The sequence below is a fragment of the Actinomycetospora callitridis genome, from assembly GCF_028737265.1.
In the GTDB taxonomy this organism is placed as follows: domain Bacteria; phylum Actinomycetota; class Actinomycetes; order Mycobacteriales; family Pseudonocardiaceae; genus Actinomycetospora; species Actinomycetospora callitridis.
The window spans coordinates 96,553-117,662 of sequence record NZ_JAQZAK010000013.1 but is presented as its reverse complement, the minus strand read 5'-3'; the positions used below and the strand labels follow the sequence as shown (position 1 = coordinate 117,662).

General features: G+C 73.8%; 20 protein-coding genes. 5 read left to right on the top strand and 15 right to left on the bottom strand.

What is annotated here, in order from left to right; translation table 11 throughout:
• Positions 1–37: 37 nt before the first annotated feature.
• Positions 38–1,018 carry a PDR/VanB family oxidoreductase gene (locus tag PH191_RS27780; RefSeq protein WP_274197868.1) on the bottom strand — a complete coding sequence of 327 codons (981 nt, stop codon included), beginning with the start codon at positions 1,016–1,018 and terminating at the stop codon, positions 38–40.
• On the bottom strand, positions 1,015–2,226 hold the full coding sequence (locus PH191_RS27775) for an aromatic ring-hydroxylating dioxygenase subunit alpha (RefSeq protein WP_274197867.1): 1,212 nt from the start codon (positions 2,224–2,226) through the stop codon (positions 1,015–1,017). The genes PH191_RS27780 and PH191_RS27775 overlap by 4 nt, the downstream gene beginning before the upstream one ends.
• A 122-nt stretch (positions 2,227–2,348) precedes the next feature.
• Here PH191_RS27775 and PH191_RS27770 point away from each other — a divergent pair, with 122 nt between their 5' ends.
• The 3 genes from PH191_RS27770 (at position 2,349) to PH191_RS27760 (ending at position 5,882) form a co-directional block, all read left to right on the top strand.
• A complete protein-coding gene (locus PH191_RS27770) occupies positions 2,349–3,536 on the top strand; it encodes a cytochrome P450 (protein WP_274197866.1) in 1,188 nt (395 codons plus the stop codon).
• A gap of 107 nt (positions 3,537–3,643) precedes the next feature.
• Complete coding sequence (locus PH191_RS27765) at positions 3,644–4,483, top strand: IclR family transcriptional regulator (protein WP_420791858.1); 840 nt, start codon at positions 3,644–3,646, stop codon at positions 4,481–4,483.
• 82 nt (positions 4,484–4,565) lie between these two features.
• Positions 4,566–5,882 (top strand): MFS transporter, encoded by a 1,317-nt coding sequence (locus tag PH191_RS27760; protein ID WP_274197865.1) that lies wholly within the window; start codon positions 4,566–4,568, stop codon positions 5,880–5,882.
• 45 nt (positions 5,883–5,927) lie between these two features.
• Here PH191_RS27760 and couO read toward each other — a convergent pair whose 3' ends face one another.
• Both couO and PH191_RS27750 read right to left on the bottom strand, forming a co-directional pair.
• A complete protein-coding gene (couO, locus tag PH191_RS27755) occupies positions 5,928–6,809 on the bottom strand; it encodes a 4-hydroxyphenyl-beta-ketoacyl-CoA hydrolase (RefSeq protein WP_274197864.1) in 882 nt (293 codons plus the stop codon).
• Positions 6,810–6,860: 51 nt separating this feature from the next.
• The gene (locus PH191_RS27750) at positions 6,861–7,349 is read right to left on the bottom strand and encodes a MarR family winged helix-turn-helix transcriptional regulator (RefSeq protein WP_274197863.1); all 489 of its coding nucleotides are present in this window, start codon (positions 7,347–7,349) and stop codon (positions 6,861–6,863) included.
• Between the two features lie 134 nt (positions 7,350–7,483).
• Between PH191_RS27750 and PH191_RS27745 the strand changes: the two genes are divergently transcribed.
• Complete coding sequence (locus tag PH191_RS27745) at positions 7,484–8,800, top strand: MFS transporter (protein ID WP_274197862.1); 1,317 nt, start codon at positions 7,484–7,486, stop codon at positions 8,798–8,800.
• Between the two features lie 251 nt (positions 8,801–9,051).
• Positions 9,052–10,260 (top strand): alpha/beta hydrolase family protein, encoded by a 1,209-nt coding sequence (locus PH191_RS27740; RefSeq protein WP_274197861.1) that lies wholly within the window; start codon positions 9,052–9,054, stop codon positions 10,258–10,260.
• Here PH191_RS27740 and PH191_RS27735 read toward each other — a convergent pair.
• The 11 genes from PH191_RS27735 to PH191_RS27685 all read right to left on the bottom strand — a co-directional run bounded on the left by PH191_RS27735 (position 10,257) and on the right by PH191_RS27685 (position 20,678).
• Positions 10,257–11,099, bottom strand: a complete 843-nt coding sequence (locus PH191_RS27735) for an ABC transporter permease (protein WP_274197860.1) — start codon at positions 11,097–11,099, stop codon at positions 10,257–10,259. The two genes, PH191_RS27740 and PH191_RS27735, sit on opposite strands and share 4 nt — an antisense overlap.
• A gap of 3 nt (positions 11,100–11,102) precedes the next feature.
• On the bottom strand, positions 11,103–11,948 hold the full coding sequence (locus tag PH191_RS27730) for an ABC transporter ATP-binding protein (RefSeq protein ID WP_274197859.1): 846 nt from the start codon (positions 11,946–11,948) through the stop codon (positions 11,103–11,105).
• Positions 11,949–11,985: 37 nt separating this feature from the next.
• Positions 11,986–13,032, bottom strand: a complete 1,047-nt coding sequence (locus tag PH191_RS27725) for an ABC transporter substrate-binding protein (protein ID WP_274197858.1) — start codon at positions 13,030–13,032, stop codon at positions 11,986–11,988.
• On the bottom strand, positions 13,029–14,144 hold the full coding sequence (locus tag PH191_RS27720; RefSeq protein ID WP_274197857.1) for an amidohydrolase family protein: 1,116 nt from the start codon (positions 14,142–14,144) through the stop codon (positions 13,029–13,031). Before PH191_RS27720 ends, PH191_RS27725 begins: the two co-directional genes overlap by 4 nt.
• Positions 14,141–15,283: an amidohydrolase family protein gene (locus tag PH191_RS27715; protein WP_274197856.1), complete on the bottom strand. Its 1,143-nt coding sequence runs from the start codon at positions 15,281–15,283 to the stop codon at positions 14,141–14,143. The genes PH191_RS27720 and PH191_RS27715 overlap by 4 nt, the downstream gene beginning before the upstream one ends.
• Positions 15,280–15,735, bottom strand: coding sequence for a Rieske (2Fe-2S) protein (locus PH191_RS27710; protein ID WP_274197855.1), 456 nt, complete (start codon positions 15,733–15,735; stop codon positions 15,280–15,282). The genes PH191_RS27715 and PH191_RS27710 overlap by 4 nt, the downstream gene beginning before the upstream one ends.
• Positions 15,732–16,181, bottom strand: coding sequence for an aconitase X swivel domain-containing protein (locus PH191_RS27705; protein ID WP_274197854.1), 450 nt, complete (start codon positions 16,179–16,181; stop codon positions 15,732–15,734). The genes PH191_RS27710 and PH191_RS27705 overlap by 4 nt, the downstream gene beginning before the upstream one ends.
• Positions 16,178–17,458, bottom strand: coding sequence for an aconitase X catalytic domain-containing protein (locus PH191_RS27700; RefSeq protein ID WP_274197853.1), 1,281 nt, complete (start codon positions 17,456–17,458; stop codon positions 16,178–16,180). The genes PH191_RS27705 and PH191_RS27700 overlap by 4 nt, the downstream gene beginning before the upstream one ends.
• A 12-nt stretch (positions 17,459–17,470) precedes the next feature.
• Entirely contained in the window at positions 17,471–18,787 is a 1,317-nt protein-coding gene (locus PH191_RS27695) for an FAD-dependent oxidoreductase (RefSeq protein WP_274197852.1), read from the bottom strand.
• Between the two features lie 92 nt (positions 18,788–18,879).
• Positions 18,880–19,833, bottom strand: a complete 954-nt coding sequence (locus tag PH191_RS27690) for a LysR family transcriptional regulator (protein WP_274197851.1) — start codon at positions 19,831–19,833, stop codon at positions 18,880–18,882.
• Positions 19,834–19,895: 62 nt separating this feature from the next.
• Positions 19,896–20,678 (bottom strand): dienelactone hydrolase family protein, encoded by a 783-nt coding sequence (locus tag PH191_RS27685; protein ID WP_274197850.1) that lies wholly within the window; start codon positions 20,676–20,678, stop codon positions 19,896–19,898.
• Positions 20,679–21,110: the final 432 nt, after the last annotated feature.

Below are 21,110 nucleotides of genomic sequence, written 5' to 3'. Positions count from 1 at the left end.
ATCACGGCAGGGCCAGCATTCACGGCCACCCGGACCGTCACGGACGGAAGCCGGTGTCGATGGTGAGGCGCCCGCCGACCGCCCGCGAGACGCACGCGCAGAGCCGGGTCGAGTCCTCCTGCTCCGCCGCGTCGAGGAAGACGTCCCGGTGGTCGATGACGGGGGCGTCGCCGAGCACCCCGACCGTGCACAGCCCGCACTCGCCACGCAGGCAGTCCCACACCATCTCCACCCCGGCGTCGTGCAGCGCCGCGAGCAGGGTGCGGTCGCGCGGGACGTGCACGGTCAGGCCGTGGTCGCGGACCTCGACGTCGAACGCCTCGGTCGGGTGCCGCCCGGCGGTCCCGAACGTCTCGGTGCGCAGCCTTCGCGCCGGGCGGCCCTGCGCGGCCCAGCACGCCCGTACCGCGTCGGTGAGCCGCGGCGGCCCGCAGACGTACACCTCGCCGTCGGGGTGCAGGCCTGAGATCTCCGCGGCGAGGTCGAGCCGCTCGCCGTCCTCGCCCGCGGCGGTGACGACGGCGTCGCCGAGGAGCCCGCGCAGGTGGTCGACGAACGGCATCGCCGCGCGCCGGCGTCCGGCGTAGGCCAGGCGGACCGGGGCCCCGGTCCGATGCTGCTGGCGGGTCAGGACCTCGGCCATGCCCACCAGCGGGGTGATGCCGATGCCGCCGGCGACGAGCAGGTAGCCGGGTCGTCGCGGGTCGAGCTCGAAGTGGCTGGTGGGGTGACGCAGCTCGAGGCGGTCGCCCGCCGCGAGCCCGTGCACCCGGCGCGAACCGCCGCGACTGTCCGGCAGCAGCTTCACCGCGATGCGGTAGGCGCCGTCCTCGGGCGCCGCGCCGACCACCGAGTACGACCGCACCACCGGGAGCCCGTCGATCTCCAGCGCGAGGTCCAGGTGGCTGCCGGGTGGGTAGGCGCGGGCGCCGTCGTCGGGGACGAGCTCCACCTGGCGCACCTCGTCGGCCACGGCCCGCACCGCGCGGACCCGGGCGCCGACGAAGGTGCTGCTCACGACCCGCTCCGGGCGCGCTCGGCCTCCGCCCGCGCCCGCGCGACCTCGCGCTGCGCGCCGTCGCCGGGGTCGGCGCGGTGGTGCTCGGCGATGTCGCGCTCGGCCTGCGCGCCGGCCTCGGCGTACGAGTCGTCCTCGGCGGCGAGCATCAGGTCGATCATCCGGCGGGCCCACATCGCGCCGCCGTCGATGTTGAGGTTGTAGAACTCCTTGTCCGGGTGCGCGTCGATCGCCCGCTGCTGGGCGGCGAGCACCTCCTCGTCCTCGGCGAACACGCCGGAGACGCCGTCGCGCAGCAGCGTGGTGATCCGCTGGTCGCCGAGCGCGTAGTTGCGGGCGAAGGCCCAGAAGTAGTGCGTGGAGGTGGGCGACTCCGGGGTCATCGTGTTGAGCACGAAGCCGTTGACGCCCTGCGAGCGGTCGCCCTCGGGCGCGCCGGTGCCGGTGGGGGCGACGCCGACGTCGATGGCGATCGTCCCGGGCGGGGTGAAGTGGATGATCTGCCAACGGTCGACGTTCCCGGCCGGCGCCCCGCGCCACTCGAGCTGTCGCGCCCAGAACGGCGGCGCCTCCACGTCGATCATCCAGCGGGTGACGGTCACGGTGCCCTTGCCGTGGGTCACCTCGAACGGCGACTCGGCCACCGACCGGTGTCCGATGCTGCCGCCGTGCACGAACGTCTCGTGGGTGAGGTCCATGAGGTTGTCGACGATCAGCTTGTAGTTGCAGTCCACGTGGATCAGGCGCCCGTCGCCGGCCCAGGCCGGGTCGTCGTTCCAGTGCAGGTCGGGGATCGTCGCCGGGTCGGCGTCGGCGGGGTCGCCGGTCCAGACCCAGACGAAGCGGTGGCGCTCCACGACGGGATACGAGCGCACGCGCGCCGACGGGTTCACCGTCTTCTGCGAGGGCATGAACGTGCAGCGGCCGTCGGCGTCGTAGCGCAGCCCGTGGTAGCCGCACATCACCTCGTCGCCGAGGAGCTTGCCCTCCGACAGCGGCAGCAGGCGGTGCCAGCACGCGTTCTCCAGCGCGCGGGCCTCGCCCGACGGCGTCCGGAACAGCACGAGCGACGCCCCCGCGACGGTGCGCGGGAGCAGGTGGGCGCCCACCTCGACGTCGTAGGCGGCGGCGTACCAGGCGGCGCGGGGCCACTCGCGGCGGGCGAAGGTCTCGGGCGCGGCGCGCAGCGGGCTGGGGGTGGCGGTCACGACGGCTCCTCGGTGGTGGCGGTCGTCAGAGCGTGCGGACGCCCCGCGGCCACCCGCCACGACCCTCCCGGCATCCGGGAGATCGATGTCTCGACCGGGCCGCGCGGTGGTGTCATGACGACGTGGTGGAGCTGGACGTGGACCCGTTCGCCCTCGACGTGCTCGCCGACCCGCTTCCGGTCGACGCCGCAATCCGCGAGGCGGCGCCGTTCGTGTGGCTGCCGGCGCACGGCGTGTGGGCCACCGGCCACCACGAGGAGGTGGCGGCGGCGTTCCGCGACCCGGCGACGTGGTCGTCGGCCGCGGGCACCGGGCTCACCGACATCCGGCGCGGCGAGACGTGGCGCCCGCCGAGCGTCCTGCTCGACGCCGACCCGCCCGCCCACACCCGCGCCCGCCGCGTGATGAACCGCGTGCTGCAGCCGCGGGCCCTCGCCGGGCTGGCCGAGCGCTTCGCGGCCGCGGCCGAGGAGGTCGTCGACGACGCCCTGGCCGCGGGCGAGGTCGATGCCGCGGTCGCGGTGGCCGAGCGGTTCCCGATGACGGTGCTGCCCGACGCGGTCGGCATGGCGCCCGAGGGACGCGAGTACCTGCTGCCCTACGCCGACCTCAACTTCCAGTCGATGGGCCCGCCGGGGGTGCTGCGCGACGAGGCCGAACGCCGCGGCGAGGGCGCCCGGGAGTACGTGGCCTGGCAGATGCGCCGCGAGGCCCTGGCCCCGGACGGGATCGGGGCCGCCATCCACGCCTACGTCGACTCCGGCGACATCACCCCCGACGAGGCCGCGCTCCTGGTGCGCTCCTTCCTCTCCGCGGGGATCGACACGACGATCCTGGCGTTCGCGTCGGTGATCCACGAGCTGGCGCGGCGGCCGGCGCAGTGGGCGGCGCTGCACGCCGACCCGGGCCTCGCACGGGCGGCGTTCGAGGAGGGGCTGCGGTTCCACACGCCCAGCCCGGTGATCGGCCGCACCGCCACCCGCGAGGTCGAGGTCGGTGGTGAGAGCGGGGCCGTGGTCGCCCCCGACACCAAGATCCTGCTCATGCTCGGCGCCGCCAACCGCGACCCGCGACGCTGGGACGACCCCGACGCGTTCGACCTCCACCGTCGGGCCGCCGGCCACACCGCGTTCGGGGCCGGCGTGCACAACTGCGTCGGCCAGGTGATCGCGCGGATGGAGGCCGAGGCCCTGCTCGGGACGCTCGCCCGGCGGGTCGCACGGCTCGAGCCGGCCGGTGGGTCCACGCCGCGTCTGTCGAACTGGCTGCGCGGCTTCGCCTCGGTACCGGTCCGGTTCGTCCCCGCCTGAGCCCATCCGAACCCATTCCGCCCTTCCGGCATCCGGAAAGGTGTGTTGGGTCGATCACAGAGCGTCCCGCAGACTCCGACGCGCCCTCGAGCACACCCGGAGTTGACATGGACGTCACCGACCCGGCACCGCCCGCCACCGCGCCGCCTCCCACGGCCCTGGCGGCCGCCCGGAGCGCGAGCACCGGCCCGGTGGTGGCCCGCGCGCTCGGGCTGCTCGCCGCGTTCTCCGACGACCGCCCGACGATGACGCTCAGCGAGCTCGCCCGCCGCGCCGAGACACCCCTGTCCACCGCCCACCGGCTCGTCGCCGAGCTCGAGGCCTGGGGCGCGGTCGAGCGCAACGGCGCCGGGCGCTACCAGATCGGCCTACGGCTCTGGGAGGTCGGCGCACTCGCGCCGCGCGGGCCCGGGCTGCGCGAGCGCGCCCTGCCCTACCTCGAGGACCTCTGCCAGGTGACCCGCGAGAACGTGCAGCTGGCGGTCCGCGAGGAGGACGAGGTCGTCTACGTCGAGCGGCTCGCCGGCACCCGCGCGGTCGGGGTGCTCACCCGGGTCGGCGGCCGGTTCGCGCTCACCGCCACCGGCGTGGGCCTGGTGCTGCTCGCCCATGCGCCGGCCGACGTCGTCGAGCGGGTGCTCGCCGGGCCGTTCCCGCGCCACACGCCGTGGACGCTCTCCGACCCGGTGCGCATCCGTGAGGCGCTCGCCGCGGTCCGCGAGCGCGGCTACGCCGTCAGCGACCGGCAGGTCACCGCGGACGCCGTCTCCGTCGCCGCACCGATCCGGGACGCCTCCGGCGAGGTCGTCGCCGCCCTGTCGGTGGTCGCGCACCGGGGCACGCCGCCGGTGTCGGTGCTCGCGCCGCTGGTGCGCACCAGCGCGAGCGGCGTCTCGCACGCCCTCGCCGCCCGCCCGGGTCGCCGGCCCGCGCGCCTGCCCGCCTGATCCCCTCCCGATCCCCCGCCTGATCCCCCGCCCGATTCCGACACCTGATGCCCGCCCGCTCCCGATGCCCGAGGAGGGCCCCGTGACCACCACCCCGCCCGACGCCGCACCACCCTCGGGGCGCGAGGTCCGCAAGGTCGCCTTCGCGAGCCTCGTGGGCACGTCCATCGAGTGGTACGACTTCTACATCTACGGCCTCGCCGCCGTCACGGTGTTCGCGCCGCAGTTCTTCCCGAACGTCTCGTCGCTGACCGGCACGCTCGCGGCTTTCGCGACGTTCGCCGTCGGGTTCCTCGCCCGCCCGATCGGCGGCGTGGTCTTCGGTCACCTCGGCGACCGGATCGGCCGCAAGGCCACACTCGTCACGACGCTGGTGACGATGGGTGTGGCCACCACGCTCATCGGTGTCCTGCCCACCTACGCGACGATCGGCGCGCTCGCCCCGATCCTGCTCGTGGTGCTGCGTCTCGTGCAGGGCTTCGCCGTGGGCGGCGAGTGGGGCGGCGCGGTGCTCATCTCGGTGGAGCACGCGCCCGAGTCCAAGCGTGGCTTCTACGGCAGCTTCCCCCAGCTCGGGGTGCCGATCGGCCTGATCGCCTCGAACGCGATGTTCCTCGTGCTGGCCGCCTCGATGTCCACCGAGGCCTTCGGCTCCTGGGGCTGGCGCATCCCGTTCCTGCTCAGCGCGCTGCTCGTCGGCGTCGGGCTCTACGTGCGGCTGCGCATCGAGGAGAGCTCGGAGTTCGTCGCGGTCAAGAAGTCCGGGTCGATGGCCCTGCCGCTGGGGTCGGTGCTGCGCCACCACTTCCCGCAGGTGCTCTGCGGGATCGCGATGTTCACCGGGATCACCGGCATCGGGTACATGGCCGCCACGTACTCCATCCAGTACGGCACCAGCTCGCTCGGGCTGCCGCGGGCCGCGCTCATCGGCATCGTCCTGGTCGTCGCCGTGATCGAGGTGCCGATCATCCTGTGGTTCTCCGCCGCGTCCGACCGGTGGGGGCACGGCCGCACGATCCTCTTCGGCGCCCTGGCCACCGCGGTCGTCGCCGCCGCGTTCCTGCCGCTGCTCGCGAGCGGGTCGTTGATCCTCATCGCCGTCGCGGTGGCCGGTGCGCGCTGGGCGTCGGCCCCGATGTGGGGACCGTCCGGGGCCCTGGCCGCGGAGTGCTACCCCGTCGCGATTCGCTACAGCGGCGCCTCGGTGGGCTACCAGCTCGGGTCGATCGTCGGCGGTGCGCTCGCCCCGATCATCGTCACGCTGCTGCTGGCCTCGCCCCTGGGGATCGTCGGGGCGTCGGGCTACCTCGTGATCATCACCCTGCTGACCGGTGTCGGAGCGATCGCCGCGTCCCGGCTGATCGCCCGCGCTCCCGCCACCGCGAGGGCCGGCGTCTGAGCTCCCGGCCGGCGCGCCTCCGCGCGTCACGTCGGCGAGAGCAGGTCAGGACGAGGCCGAGCCCTCCAGGCCGAGCATCCGCGTCGCGTTCTCCTTGAGGATCAGCGGCCGCACCTCGTCCTTGATCTCGAGCTTCGCGAAGTCGGCCTGCCACCGGTCGGGGGTGAGGACGGGGAAGTCGGAGCCGAACAGCACCTTGCGCTTCAGCAGCGAGTTGGCCGCCTTCACCAGCTGCGGCGGGAAGTACTTCGGCGACCAGCCGGAGAGGTCGATGTAGACGTTGGGCTTGTGCGTGGCGATCGAGATGGCCTCGTCCTGCCACGGCACCGAGGGGTGCGCGAGCACGATCGTCAGGTACGGGAAGTCGGCGGCGACGTCGTCGATCAGCATCGGGTCGGAGTAGCGCAGCTTGATGCCCCGTCCGCCGGGCAGGCCCGCGCCGATCCCGGTCTGCCCGGTGTGGAAGAGCGCGGGGACGCCGAGCTCCTGGATCGCGTCGTAGAGGGGGTAGAAGCGCACGTCGTTCGGCTCGAACGCCTGCAGGCTGGGGTGGAACTTGAAGCCGCGCACCCCGTGCTCGTCGACGAGGCGCCGGGCCCGCGCCACCGCGGCCTTGCCCGCGTGCGGGTCCACGGAGCCGAACGGGATGAGCACGTCGGGGTGCTCGGCGGCCTGGTCGGCGATCTCCTCGCTGGACAGCGGCGGGTGTCCGGTGCCGGCGGGCGCGTCGACGGTGAACACGACCGCGGCGGTGCGCCGGGCGCGGTAGTGCTCGGCGATGTCGGCCACGGTCGGCGTGCGGTCCTGGTCGGCCCGGAAGTACTTCGCCGACGCGTCGAGCAGCTCCTGGTCGACGGAGAAGCAGCCGTGGCTGTCCTGCTCGACGTGGACGTGCACGTCGATGGCGTCCAGCTGGTCGAGGTCCATCAGGGTGTCCTCACGGGTGGTCGGTGCCGGCCGCGGCGGCCGGCAGGGCGGTCAGGACGGGGTCGCGGCGGGCGGGATGCGCCCCTCGCGGGGCTCCGCGAGCGCAGCGAGGCACCGCTCGAGCGCCCGGGCGAAGGACGTGGCCTCGTCGTCACCGAGCGCGGCGATCATGCGCCCCTCGACGTCGTCCACGGCCCGGTGGCACGCGACGAGGGCCTCCTCGCCCCGCTCGGTGAGCCAGGCCCGCAGGATCCGCCGGTTCTCCCCGTCGACGCGACGTTCGATGAGGCCGTCGCGCTCCATCGCCGTCACGAGCAGGTGCATCGCCTGCGGGGTGACGTAGTGGCGCCGTGCGAGCTGCGCCGACGACAGCCCGCCCCGGCGCTCGAGCAGCGACAGCGCCGTGTACTGCTGCAGCGACATCCCGAGCGGCCCCAGGACCTCCTCCATCCGCGACCGCTCGGCCATCTCCAGGCGCTTGACCAGGTACGTCAGGCGCTGACCGCCGGCAACGGCGGTCCGGGTCGCGGGTTCGCTCACGTCCGGCAGCATATCAACAGACTTGATATAGGACGTGGCCTTGACCACTCCGGAGGCGCTCTCTAACGTCAAGTTCCTTGATACTCCGCCGGTCCTGCGGCCGTCTCCCGCCACGAGCAGACAGGGCACCCGCCATGACTCAGACCCACCGATCGGGGCCACAGCTCCGCCGAGCCGTGCTGTCGAGCTACCTCGGTAGCGTCATCGAGTACTACGACTTCCTGCTCTACGCGACGGCTTCGGCGCTCGTGTTCAACAAGGTCTTCTTCTCGAACCTCGACCCGCTGGTGGGCACGGTCGCGAGCTTCGGCACCCTCGCCACCGGCTACATCGCCCGGCCGCTGGGCGGCATCATCTTCGGTCACTTCGGCGACCGGATCGGCCGCAAGAAGATGCTCGTGCTGAGCATGAGCATCATGGGCGTGGGCAGCACCCTGATCGGCCTCCTGCCCACCTACGCCCAGATCGGGGTCTGGGCCCCGATCCTGCTGGTGCTCCTGCGCGTTGTGCAGGGCATCGCGATCGGGGGCGAGTGGGGCGGCGCGGTCCTGATGTCCGCCGAGCACGCCACCTCACGCCGCGGCCTCTGGGCCAGCTTCACCAACGCGGGCGCGCCCAGTGGCCTGGTGCTCTCCAGCCTCGTGCTGGCGGCCTCGGCGTCCTTCACCGGCGAGGCGGCGTTCCTCGTCTGGGGCTGGCGCATCCCATTTCTGCTCAGCGTCGTGCTGCTCGGCGTCGGCCTGTTCGTCCGCCTCCGCGTCGCGGAGACCCCCGTGTTCGAGGACGCCGCGCGGGTGAAGCCGGCGTCGCCGCCGCTGATGGACGTCCTGCGCCACCACCCGCGCAACCTCCTGCTCTCCATCGGCGTCGGGTTCGCCGCGTTCGCCGTCCAGGGCACGCTCACGACGTTCGTCATCTCCTACGCCGTGCAGGCGGGCTTCCCCCGCCCCACCGTGCTCAACGCGCTCACCCTCAGCTCGGTGGTCGCGATCTTCGGGATCATCGGCTTCTCGGCCCTGTCCGACCGCGTCGGCCGGCGACCGGTGGTGCTGGCCGGTGCCGCCGCGACGGGGCTGTTCGCCTTCCTGCTCTTCCCGATGATCGACAGCGGGGCGGTGCTGCTGCTGACCCTCGCGGTGGTCATCGGCCAGGGCGTCCTGCACCCCGCGATGTACGGGCCGCTCGCCGCGCTCTACGCCGAGCTCTTCTCCACCCGGTCCCGCTACACCGGCGCGTCGCTCGGCTACCAGATCGCCGGGATCGGCGCGGGCATCGCGCCCGTCGTCTTCGCCTCGGTGCTCGCCGGCGGCGGCGGATCCGTCACCGTCGCGATCATCCTCGCGGCGTGCTGCCTGCTCACGATCGTCTGCACGGTCTCGCTGCGGGAGACGTCGTCCGACGACCTCGCCGACGATCCGGGGGCCACCACGTCCGACGCCGTGACCCGCTGAGCGCGTTCGGACACGGTCGGGCGGCGCGGCGGCGGCGCTGCCTGGTCGTCCGTGCTCTCCAGTTCGATCTCCCGACAGTGCTGTCGGAGTGATCGGGCCGCCCAACCCTCACGACACTCCGGAGAGATCGAACGGGAGAGCTCCAGCCAGTCGATCCAGAACCGCCGCAGGGAGGCGTTCGAGATCCGGAACTGGGCCGTTCGGACTACGGTGACCGGTCACATCCCGCCCACGCGAGACGGAGACCGCCGGTGACCCTGGTCCTGCACGACGACCTCTTCGACGCCCAGTTCGTCCGCGCTCTCGCGTACACCCGCTCGGGCGGGGCGGAGATCGGCGAGTGCGTGGAGACCGCCCGGCGGATCACGACGACCGACGGCGAGCTCTGGTACCGCGAGTGGCTCGCCACCGCCGAACGCGTGGAGCAGGCCGCGGTGGCGAGCGCGGCGGCCGGCGACTCCGTGAGCGCACGGGACGCCTACCTGCGCGCCTCGAACTACTACCGCACGGCCGGGCTGTTCCTCATGGGCACGCCCGTCGACGACCGGCTGCGCAGCAGCTCCCACAAGCAGACGGAGACCTTCCGGGCAGGTGCGGCGCTGCTGGACGCGCCGCCCGAGATCCTCGCGATCCCCTACGAGGACACCACACTGCCCGGCTACTTCTTCCGCGCCGGGGACGCGGCGGACGACACGCCCCGCCCGACCGTCATCCTCACCAACGGCTACGACGGCACCGTCGAGGAGCTCTACTTCGCCAACGCGGTCGCGGCGCTCGAGCGCGGCTACCACGTCCTCGCCTTCGACGGGCCCGGGCAGGGCTCGGTGATCCTCGACCAGGGGATCCCGTTCCGCCCGGACTGGGAGAACGTCGTCTCGCCGGTGGTCGACGTCGCGGTGGCCCGCCCCGAGGTGGACGCCGAGCGGCTCGTGCTCATCGGTTGGAGCTTCGGCGGCTACACCGCGCCGCGGGCGGCAGGCGGCGAGCACCGCCTCGCCGCCTGCGTCGCCGACTCCGGGCCCTACGACCTCTACGACACCGTCATCGCCCGCATGCCCGGCGTGCTCGCCCACCAGCTCCCTGACGGCAACCGCCTCATGCTGTCGGTGCTGGAGAAGGCCCTCGAGTCGACGATGAAGAAGCCGTCGGCGGGGTGGGCGCTGCGGCGCAACCTCTGGGTGCACGGCGTCGAGGACCCGATGGCCTACGTCGAGCTCGCGCGGGAGTACTCGATGAAGGGCCGCGAGCACCTCGTGCGCTGCCCGACCTTCGTCTGCCGCACCGCAGGCGACGACATCAGCGCGGACGCCCAGAAGCTCGCCGACCACCTCACCTGCCCCACCGAGTTCGTCGAGTTCGGCCACGACGACGACGTCACCGGGCACTGCGAGATGACCGGCCGCGCGGTGTTCCACCAGCGCCTGTACCGCTGGCTCGACGGCGTCCTCGCCGGACGCTAGACGCCCGTGCGCACGGAGTCGTGCCACGGGATCACGAGCTTCTTGACCGTCGTGACCGCGACGTAGAGCAGGGACCCGATCACGGCGAGCAGCACGATCACCGCGAACAGCCGTGGCGCGTCGAGGGCGTTGAGGCTCGACACGACGAGGTAGCCGAGGCCCTCGCTGCCGCCGAGGTACTCCCCCACGATCGCGCCGATCACCGAGAACACGATGGCGACCTCGGCCCCGGCGAACACGTAGGGCAGCGTCGTCGGGAGCTCCATGTTGCGGAACGTCGCCCAGCGTCCGGCGCCGAGCCCGCGCATGACGTCCCGGTGACCGCTGTCGACCGAGCGCACGCCCAACATCACGTTGAGCATGATCGGGAAGAACGCGAGCAGGGCGGCCATGACGATCTTCGAGGTCGGCCCGAAGCCGAACCAGATGACGAAGATCGGCACGAAGGCGACCTTCGGCACGACCTGCAGGGCGACCAGCGCCGGCTGCACCGCCCGCTGCAACCAGGCGACACGGCCGAGCACCGCCCCGACGGCCACCCCCACCAGCAGGGCGATGCCGAACCCGGCGACCACCTCCAGCAGCGTGATGCCGATGTGGCCCCAGATGTCGTCGCCCGCGAGCAGCTCGCCCAGCGCCCCCGCGACGGCGGCCGGCGAGGGGAGGATGAACTCCGAGACCCCGACGACGGAGACCGTGAACTGCCAGACCCCGAGGAGGGCGAGCAGCATGATCGGCCCCGAGACCCAGGGGAGCCGCCGCATCCAGGGCGACTCCGTCTCGCCCGTCGGCTCGGCCGCCGTCACCGCGCCGTCGGTCCTGCTCTCGATGGTCGTCACGGCTCAGTCCTCCTGGTCCAGTTCGCGGCGCAGGGCGACGACGAGCTCGCCGAACCCGGCGGTCGCCTCGACCTCGGCCTCCCGGGGACGGGGCAGGTCCACCGGGGTGATCGAACGGATGCGCCCGGGCCGCGGCGTCAGCAGCACCACGCGGTCCGCGAGGAAGACGGCCTCCGAGATGGAGTGCGTCACGAACACCACCGTCGCCCCGGAGACCGCGTGGATCTGCTGCAGCTCGAGGTTCATCCGGTCCCGGGTCATTGCGTCGAGCGCGCCGAACGGCTCGTCCATGAGCAGGACCGAGGGGTCGCAGGCCAGGGCCCGGGCGATCGCCGCGCGCTGGCGCATGCCGCCCGAGAGCTCCCGCGGATAGGAGTCCTCGAAGCCGGTCAGGCCGACCGTCGCGCACAGCTCGATCGCGCGGGCCCGGCGCTCGCCGCGGGACACCCCGCGCAGCTTGAGCGGCAGGGCGACGTTGTCGACGACGGTGAACCAGGGGAACAGGTTGGCCTCCTGGAAGACCAGGCCGAACTCGGCGAACACGGCGTCGTCGCGCCGACCACCCACCCACGCGGAGCGCCCCCCGGCCTCGACCGTGCCCGTGGTGGGCGCGAGCAGCCCCGAGAGCACCCGCAGCAGGGTCGTCTTCCCGCACCCCGACCGCCCGACCAGGGAGACGAACTCCCCGGCGGCGACGTCGAGGTCGATCCCCGAGAGGGCGTGCACCTCCCCGCTGCGGGTCGGATAGACCTTGTCGACGCCCGCGACGCGCAGGCCGACCGCCCGCCCCGGATCGGGGTGTGCCACCGGAAAGGGCTCCGACCGCCGGACCACGGTCTGCTGGGTCATGGTTGCTCCTGTCCTCGCGGTGCTCACGGTCCCGGCCTCAGGAGGTCCCGGCCGGCGGGATCCCGGTGTCCAGCCACTGCGCCGGGTCCAGGCCCGGGGGCAGCTGGCCGATGCCCGTGATCTCGTCGTAGGTCTGCCGCCAGCGCTGCGGGGAGATCCCCACCGGGGTCTCGCCCCCGGTGTAGGAGTCGACGTAGCCCGCGAGCGCCAGCCGCGCCGTCTCCGGGTCGCCCAGCGCCGGCACCCGGTACTTCGACGAGATCGCGGCCATGGTGTTCCGGAAGCCGTTCGCCTCGTCGGCGACGATGAACCGCACGGCGTCGTCGATGGCCGCCATGTAGCGACGCAGCTTGTCCCGCTCCGCGGGGTCCTGCGCGGTCGCCCGGGAGGTCGCGTAGACCTGCGAGCCCGCGCTGATCGCGTCGTTGGGATCGAACACCACGGCCTCGGGCCGTGTGCGCTGCAGCTGCACGGACGTGTCCAGCGAGACGATGTAGGCGTCGATGCGCCCGGAGGTCAGCAGGTCGAACACCCCGGGGGCGAGCCCGACGACCTGGCGGCGGACCTCGGCGGGCGGCACCCCCGCCGATCCGGCGACGAGGTCGAGGGTGATGGAGCTGGTGCCGCCCTCGGACGGGGTGCCGACGAGCTTGCCGCGGAACTGTGCCGCCTGGGTGATCGGGTCGTCGGCCGCGGAGACCATGCGGATGGTCCCGCGGTGGATGACCTCGCCGAAGGCGACCAGCGGGGCGTTGCGGTTGCCGGCCGCGATCATCGTCTCGATGTCGCCGATCCGGGTCACCTCGGCCGATCCGGCCAGCACGGTCTGGATGGCGGGCGCGGAACCCTGGGTGGTCTCGAAGGTCACGTCGAGTCCCCGCGCGGCGAAGAACCCCTGCGTGTCCGCGATCAGCTCGGCGGAGTAGGACAGCGACTCCAGCGGCAGGATGTTCAGGAACGTCATGCGCTGGCGGCCGTCGTCGGTGGTGTCGCCGCCGCCGCACGCGGTGACCACCGCGCACGCGGCGAGCACCACGGCGAGCAGGCGCAGCAGCCGTCCTCGTCGAGCTCGGATGGGGATCATCGGGGAGCCTCCTCGCGACGGTGCGGTCGGGTCGTGGGCGAACGGGTCCCGGGGGGTGGGGCCGGGGCGCCCCGCTCGAGCAGGAAGGTCCTCGCGGTCCCGCCGAGGACGGCGGCGCGGTCGGCCGGACCGAGTGCGGCGAGCAGGCGCTCCGTGCCGTCGCCGTGGACGTGGGGGTGATCGCCGGCGTAGAGGACGAGCGAGGCCGGGTCGAGGATCTCGAGGGCCTCGGCGAGCTCGTCCGGGTCGGCCGGCAGGTGGGCCGGGGTCGAGGTGAGGCGGACCTGCTCGCGCAGGTACTCCGAGGGCGGGCGGGTCACCCAGGGGACCTCGCGCCAGATGCCCTTCCACTCCTTGTCCAGGCGCCAGAGCAGGGGTGGCAGCCAGGAGAAGCCGCACTCGGCGACGACGACCCGCAGCGCGGGCAGCCGGCCCAGCACCCCCTCGACGACGAGGCTGGTCAGCTGCCCCTGGGCGATCTGCCCCTGGGCCAGGTAGTCCTGCAGATAGGTGTGGGTGAACCCGGTGGTGGTCGCGGCGGAGCCGGCCCGTCCCCAGGCGTGCAGCCCGGCGACGAGGCCGTGCTCGGCGATCGCCTCGAACACCGGCAGGAACCGGCGGTGCCCGTAGCGGTGGTCGTGCCCGCGCACGGGCAGCACGACCTCCACGAACCGAGGATCGCCGGCCCGGCGGTGGATCTCCTCGACGGCGGCCTCCGGATCGCCGGACGGGACGGCGATGCTGCCGCGCAGCCGGGGGTCGTGGTCGAGGAACGTCGCGGTGACCCAGTCGTTGAGGGCCCGGCACAGCGCCGCGTCGTAATAGGGGTTGCGGCTGACGTCGAACGCGGAGGTCGCGCTCAGGACCGCCACGTCGACGGGCGTTCCGCCGGGGGCGGGCACGTCGAGCACCTGGGCACGCAGCGTCGCCACGTCGGCCGGCGCCGGGTCCGTCACGGCGCCCGGCGGGTAGGCGCCGGCCTGCGTCGGGTCCAGGCGCAGCGCGGCACCCTCGACGTAGTCGCGCCAGTAGGCGGGCAGGTACGGCGCGAGGTCGGCCAGGGACGCCGGGGCGACGTGGGTGTCGGTGTCGACCGCTCCCCCGGCGTTCACGGGGCGTCCCCGGGGAGATCCACGCCGTAGAGCGCCGCCGCGTTGCGGGCCATGATCGGGCGCCGGACGTCGGCGGGGAGCACCCGCAGCGCGGTCACCGGGTCGTCGAAGTCCCAGTGCGGGTAGTCCGAGGCGAACAGGATCCGGTCGGTCAGGCCGGCGTGGCGCAGCGTCGTCGCGAGGTGCGCGAGGTTCTCCGGCTCGTCGATCGGCTGGGTGGTGAACCAGCAGTGCTCGCGGACGATCTCCGACGGAGGGCGGTGCAGCCCCGGCACGTCGTCGCGGAACACGGCCCACCCCGAGTCCAGGCCCCACAGCAGCGACGGCAGCCAGGTGATCCCGCCCTCGACGAGCACCAGCCGCAGGTCGGGGAGCTCGTCGAACACCCCGCCGGCGACGAGCGAGGTGAGGGCCATGGCCATCGCGTTGCCGTACCAGCCGTGCTGCTCGAGGTAGAACGACGGCCAGCCGTCGCCGCGGTGGCCCTCGGTCCCGCCGAGGTGCATCCCGATCGGCAGCCCGGCCGCGGCGGCCGCGGCGTAGATCGGCCGGTACTTGGCGTCGGCGACCGGCAGGTGCGAGCCGCTGGGGAAGAGCACCTGGACGAAGCGGGGGTCGCCCGCGCGCCGCTCGATCTCGGCGACGGCGTGCTCGGGCGACTCGTGCGCGATGCAGATGCTGGCGCGCAGCCGGGGCTCGGGGTCGAGGAAGTCCGCGACCTGGATGTCGTTGAGCGCGCGGCACAGGGCAGCGGCGTACGCGGGCTCCTCGGCGCCCCAGGTGTGGCCCTGCAGCGGGATCAGCACGCCGGCGACCAGGTCGTAGGCGTCGAGCAGCTGCTCGCGCAGCAGCCCCAGGTCGCTGCCGGGCGGGCCCGACGACGGGTGGGCGTCGGCGCGCATGCCGCCGTTGCGCACCCGTGGGTAGATCGCGGGCGGCGGGGCCCCGCGCACCCCGAAGCGCTCGTAGCGCCGCCGCCAGGGCGCGGGCAGCTCGACGGCCAGCCGCGCCGGGACCACCGCGGGGTGGATGTCCGCGTCGACGACGGCGGTGCGGGGGCGGCGGCCCGCGGGTCGCGGCGCGGCAGGACCCGGCCCCTCGGCGGGGGCGTGGGTGCCGGGCGCGGAGACGGTGGTCATGCGGTCTCCTCCGGGTCGGTGGGGCGACGTGCGGCGGTGTCGACGACGACCACGCGGTCCTCGACGGTCACCGCGTAGGTGTCGGCGACGTAGGGCCCGGGGACGCGCCCGGTGGCCGGGTCGACGGCGACGACCTCGGTGGCGTAGCTGCGGACGGGCGCCTCGCCCGGACCGAAGTAGGACCGGCCGGTGGTGACGTCGTACTCCCAGCCGTGCCAGGGGCAGGCGACGAACACTCGGTCGGGGTCGAGCGCGACCTCGCCGGGCGCGCCGGCCACGGCGAGGGGCGCGGCGCGGCCCCGGCAGAGGGGCCCGCCCTGGTGCGGGCAGTGGTCGGCGAGCGCGTGGTACTCGTCGCCCACCCGGAAGATCCCGATCGAGCGCCGGCCCACCTGCACCACCCGGTGCTCGCCGGGCGCGAGCTCGTCGGCGCCCATCACCGCGACCTTCACGGCTCCTCCTCGGTGCGCGCCAGGAGCTCGACGACACCCGCGGTCGCGTCGAGCCGGATCCGGTCGCCGGTGCGCAGCACGGCGACCGGGTCGTCGTCGAGGTCGGCGAGGGCGGGCACGCGGGTGACGACGGCCCCGAGGGCGACCTTCGTCGTGGTGACCGCGAAGACCATCCCGATCGGCGCGGTCCCGAGCAGCCGCGTGGTCTGGAAGAAGCCCGACCAGCCCGAGGAACCCTTGGCGCCGGGGAAGACGAGGATCCGGCCGGTGAAGCAGACCCCGGCCAGCGGGTGTCGCGCCTCGGTGATCGTCCCGGTGGCCGGGTCGATGCCGCCCCAGCCCGAGATCGTCTCCGGCGAGACGAGCACCTCGCCGGTGACCACGCCGGGCACGACGGTCCGGCCGCGCAGCACCACCCGGGCCGGGGCCGGTCGCAGGCCCGTCACGAGAGGTCCCCGCGCCAGCGGCCGGTGACCGCGGCGTCGACGCACTCGGCCGTGGTGCCGAACCAGGCCTGGATGCCGAGGATGGCGGGCAGGTAGTGCGCCTGCTTGGCCGAGTCGGTGGCGAACACCCGGGTACCGAGGGGCGCGGCGCGCGACATGGCCGGGCAGGAGTCGGTGAGTACCCGCCCGCCGGCGGCCTCGATGACGGCGGTGTGACCGGAGCGCTCGGCGACCACCGCGAGCGCCCGCGGCGCCATGATCCAGAGCTGGGTGCCGTCGGCCAGGCGACGCCCGTCGAGCGCCCGGGCGACGTCGTGGATCTGGTCGAGCGACGCGTGCGGGCAGCCGAGCAGCACGAAGTCGACGTCGGTGTCGCTGCCCTGGTCGTTGAGGCGTTCGTACGCGGCCCGCTTCTCGGCTTCGCCGAACACCACCGGCTCGGGCACCCGGCGGCCGCCGAACGCCGCGGTCACCGTCGGGGCCTCGGGGGTTACGCCGACGACGTGGTACATCTCGACCCCGCCCGACGAGGCCGCGGCGGCGCCGAAGTGCTTGAGGTCGGTGAGGTCGGGCAGCGCGTGGTCGCCGGTGATCACCGGGCGGGCCTCCTGCACGACGTCGCCGACGGCGTAGCCGAGCAGCCCCCAGTCCCGGAACGAGGAGACCGGCGTGTCCACCCGCACCAGGTGGGTGCCGAGTCGGTGGGCGTCGTGGTGGTTACCCCAGCACGGGATGCGCCCGGTGAGGCTCGCTGCGCCGGTGGAGGCGCCGCCCTCACAGTTGGTGCGGGCCCCGAGCACGCTGTTGGCGTAGACGACGGCCGAGGACTCCATCCACGCGCAGTGCTCGCCGCGCACCGGCAGATTGCCCACCTGGTAGGGCGTGCAGGTCGCGAGCACCGACACCCCGCGGGCGCCGACGAAGGCCTCCCCGTCGGTCTGGAGCTCCACGAACTCCGGCGGGTAGGGCACCGTGCCCACCGAGTCCGGCCCGAAGCCCTGCTGCAGCTGACAGGTCGGCACGGCCATCGGCGGGATCGGCAGCGTCTCGTCCGCGTCGAGGTTGATGATCGAGAACGCACGGTCCCAGCCGCCCTCGGCGACCAGACGGGCCTTGACCGGCGAGGGCTGGGTGGTGGTGCCCGCGACGTTGCGGACGGTGCAGAGGCGCTCGGCGTCGAGGGCCTGCCCGTAGCGCACCAGCAGGTCCATCGCGGCCGCCACCGCCGGGCCCTCCGCGCCGTCGCGCATGCGCTGCTCGTCGTCGGTGAGGATCATCGCTGGCTCGGCTCAGTCATCGACGTTCTCCCGGATGCGGTCGCGGAGCTCGGCGGCCCGATCGGCGTGCACCGCGTGCACGCTGCCGTCGGGACCCGCCATGTCGAGGGCGTGCGCGGCGGCGTGGCCCATCGCGGCGCAGGGCCCCATCACGCGCACGCTCGACAGCGCGGCCGCGTCGCCGTCCACGCAGCGCCCGGCGACGAGCAGGTTCGCGACCTCGGGAGGCGCCATCGAGCGCAGCGGCACGTAGTGCAGGTGGTCCTCGCCGAAGGTCTCCCAGACGTAGCCGTCCGGGGTGTCGTGCAGCTCGATGGGCCAGGCCGTGCGGGCGACGGCGTCCGGAAAGCGGACCCCCGCCCGGACCTCGTCGACGGTGAGCTGGTGGACGGCCTGCACCCAGCGCGTCTGACGACGCCCGGGCAGCCCATAGGAGCGGACGGCGGCCTTGCCGAAGACCTCGGGGAACTCGGCCCGCAGGAACTCGACGACCCGGTCGGCCTGGGCCTTGCCCTCCAGCTGGGCCTCGGCGGCCGCGAACGGGTCGAGCGGCGCCTCGATGTGGGTCATGTTCAGCACGGCGGTTCCCCGGCCGGGGAAGAAGAACGCGAGCCCGTCGTGGCGGCGCAGGCCGTACTCGGCGGCCTTCGCGCCGACCCGGGCGGAGAGGTCCGCGGGGTCGGGCGGCTCCGACTCGTCGAGGTGCTCGACGACGAGCTGCTGGCTCCCGTAGATCTCTCGGTCGGGCAGGCGGCAGGGCAGCCCGGCCGCCCAGCTCAGCGCCGCGTCGCCGCTCGCGTCGACGAAGCCGTGGGCACGCACGTCGACGGGTCCGTACCGGGTGGCGAAGCGGGCGCCGACGACACGGTCGCCCTCGCGATCGACCCCGGCGAGCGACGCCCCGGTGAGCACCTTGATCCCGTGGGCCCGGACGGTGTCCTCCACCCACCGGCCCAGGCGGACCTCGTCGTACCCGACGGTCGTCGTGTGGCCGACGCGGTAGAACAGGTCCCCGCTCGCACCGAGGTCGGCGAAGATGTCCTCGAGGAGCCCGTAGGTCAGCCGGCGGTGCTGCGGCGCGTTGCCGAAGACACCGCAGAACAGGCCGATCAGCGAGTTCACCATCTGACCGCCGAGCACCGGCAGCGAGTCGACGAGGACGACGTCACGACCGAGCTTCGCCGACTCCACCGCCGCCGACAGTCCGGCGATGCCGGCCCCGACGACGCAGACGTCGGCGCGGACCCGGTGGTCGGCCGGATCGGCGGGATGGGCCGGCCCCTCCCGCACCACCGTGCGGACCGGGAGGTCGGTGAGCGGGTGTGGCATGTCACGCACGCTAGGCAGTGCTCTGGACCACACGGAAATAGACAACCGGCCTGCACGGGCATCAACGGCGTCGATACCCCCAGGTCAGGGGCTCACAGCTCCGCCGACAGCTCCACGAGCAGGGACCGCAGCCAGCGGTGCGCGGGGTCGTTGTCGAGGTCGGCGTGCCACCAGAACCGTTCGCAGATCGTGCCGGCGCCGTCCTCGTCGGCGGTGCCGGGGCACTCGCGGACGACCAGCCCGAGGCCCGCGGCGACGTCGCGGGCGAGCCGTTCCTGCACCAGCGCGACCCGGTCGGTGCCGGCCACGAGGTGGGGTACGGCGAGGTAGCTCTCCACCCGCACGCGGGTGTCCGGCTCGACGCCGAGCCGGGTGAACTGGCGGGTGATGGGCGCCGCGGCGGAGAACCCGCGCTCCGGGGCGAAGGGCACGACCCAGGGCATCACGGCCAGCCGTGCCGGGGTCAGCTCCTGGTGCACGGCGGGGTTCGCGGCGTCGATCAGGAGCACCCAACGGTCGGTGAAGAGGTCGACCGAGCGCAGGTCCGGGCGGTCGAAGCGCGCGGCGGGTGGCGCGATCATGCCGTCGATGAGCCTGATCGTCTCGCCGATGTCGGCGGAGAAGGACTCGCGCACCAGCCGCAGTCGCAGTTCCACCCCGGGCGCGCGCCGGGCGAGCGCCGCGGACAGCGTAGTCCCGAGGACGGCGACGGTGTAGTCGGCGATGAGCAGGCTGAAGCCGCGGCGCGAGGCCCGGGGGTCGAAGTGGTGCCCGGTGCCGAACAGGCGCTCCGCCGCGGTGCAGACCCCCTCGACCTGGTCGGCGAGCTGGACCGCGAGAGGCGTGAGGACGTAGCCGCCCGCGTGCCGGGTGAGCAGCTCGTCGTCGAAGTGGCGACGGAGCCGGGACAGCGCGGCGCTGGCGGCCGGCTGGGACACCCCGATGCGGGCGGCGGCCCGCGTGACGTTCCGTTCGCGCAGCAGCTCCCGCAACGACACCAGCAGGTTGAGGTCGAGGTTGGCCAGGTGGGCCGAGGGTGCCCGCACGGCGTGGAGCCTGACCGGCGACGGAGCCCGGCGCCAGGGGTGCGCGGCGCGCCGACAGCTGATCAGCGTCGGCCGGACGGTGCGGGCGACAGCTCGCCGATCGTCTCGTCCAGCAGGTCGAGCACCGCCCGCCACGCGCGGGCGGTGTGGGCGGGGTGGTGCGCCACCCCGGGCACCGTGGGCATCGCGTGGGTCGTGCCCTCGGCCGGAGAACCGTCGGAGTGGGTCGGCGCCGCCCAGAACGCGTGCTGGGCGCCGCCGTAGATGTGGACCCGCCAGTCGACCCGGGCCTCCTGCCACGCCGCGGTGAACGCCAGGACCTGGTCCGGTGTGCACAGCGGGTCCTCCGAGCCCGTGGCGAGCAGGAACGTGGCGCCGACCGCGGCCCAGTCCTCCACGCGGGCCGGCGGCAGGCCGGGATGGACGACGGCGACACCGCGGAACGGCACTCCGGCACGGGTGAGCTCGAGGACGACGGAGCCACCCGCGCCGTACCCCAGGGCGGCGAGCCGGCTCGGGTCGGCACCGGGCTCGGCGAGCAGGACGTCGAGCGCGGCGTGCCCGACGGCCCGCATCCGGTCGGGGTCGCCGATCAGCGGCAGGACCCGCTCCAGCATCGCCTCCGGAGCACCGCCGAACCACCGACCGCCGTGGTAGTCCATCGCCAGGGCCAGGTAGCCGCGCTCGGCGAGGTGGTCGGCGCGGCGGCGCTGGAAGTCGTCGAGGCCGATCCCGTCGTGGCCGATCAGCACCGTGGGCCACGGTCCCGCACCATCCGGTCGGGCCATGTGCCCGACCATCACCAGACCGTCGGCGTCGTACGTGACCTCGCGCGTGGCGACCATGCGCCGACGCTAGCCAGCGTGCCGCGCCCGGAGGCGAGGGTTCGCTCTCGGCCGAACAGGGACGGCGACGCCGCGATCGGCGGCGCGAGCAACGCGGAGGAGCCACGGCTCGTGGGTTAGAACGATCAACGTCTCGGGGTAGATCACCTCTGCCGCCTGTGGGCTGGAGCCGGACCGGACGGTGTGCGCGAGTACGCCGCAGGTCCGGTTCACCAGCGCAGCCGGAGAGGCCGGCCCCGCTTCCGCGCACGCCGCGAGGCGCCGCGGGGGCGGGGTCGCGCCGCCCCACCAGCGGGGACGGAGAGCTGTACGGTGTGGCACAGGTCGACCGCACGGCCGTGACCCGGACACGGGGCGCCTGCTCTGCAGCTCTTCTCCAGTCCCGTACGTCATGTGCATCCCCGACCTCCGCCAGCCGGTCGACAGGGCAGA

Excerpts from the sequence above, each read along its gene's own strand:
- PH191_RS27730 (WP_274197859.1), bottom strand. The coding sequence starts at position 11,948 with ATGACCCAGCAGACCGTGGTCCGGCGGTCGGAGCCCTTTCCGGTGGCA.
- couO (WP_274197864.1), bottom strand. The coding sequence starts at position 6,809 with ATGGACCTCGACCAGCTGGACGCCATCGACGTGCACGTCCACGTCGAG.
- PH191_RS27695 (WP_274197852.1), bottom strand. The coding sequence starts at position 18,787 with ATGCCACACCCGCTCACCGACCTCCCGGTCCGCACGGTGGTGCGGGAG.
- PH191_RS27715 (WP_274197856.1), bottom strand. The coding sequence starts at position 15,283 with ATGACCACCGTCTCCGCGCCCGGCACCCACGCCCCCGCCGAGGGGCCG.
- PH191_RS27685 (WP_274197850.1), bottom strand. The coding sequence starts at position 20,678 with ATGGTCGCCACGCGCGAGGTCACGTACGACGCCGACGGTCTGGTGATG.
- PH191_RS27745 (WP_274197862.1), top strand. The coding sequence starts at position 7,484 with ATGACTCAGACCCACCGATCGGGGCCACAGCTCCGCCGAGCCGTGCTG.
- PH191_RS27700 (WP_274197853.1), bottom strand. The coding sequence starts at position 17,458 with ATGATCCTCACCGACGACGAGCAGCGCATGCGCGACGGCGCGGAGGGC.
- PH191_RS27725 (WP_274197858.1), bottom strand. The coding sequence starts at position 13,032 with ATGATCCCCATCCGAGCTCGACGAGGACGGCTGCTGCGCCTGCTCGCC.
- PH191_RS27765 (WP_420791858.1), top strand. The coding sequence starts at position 3,644 with ATGGACGTCACCGACCCGGCACCGCCCGCCACCGCGCCGCCTCCCACG.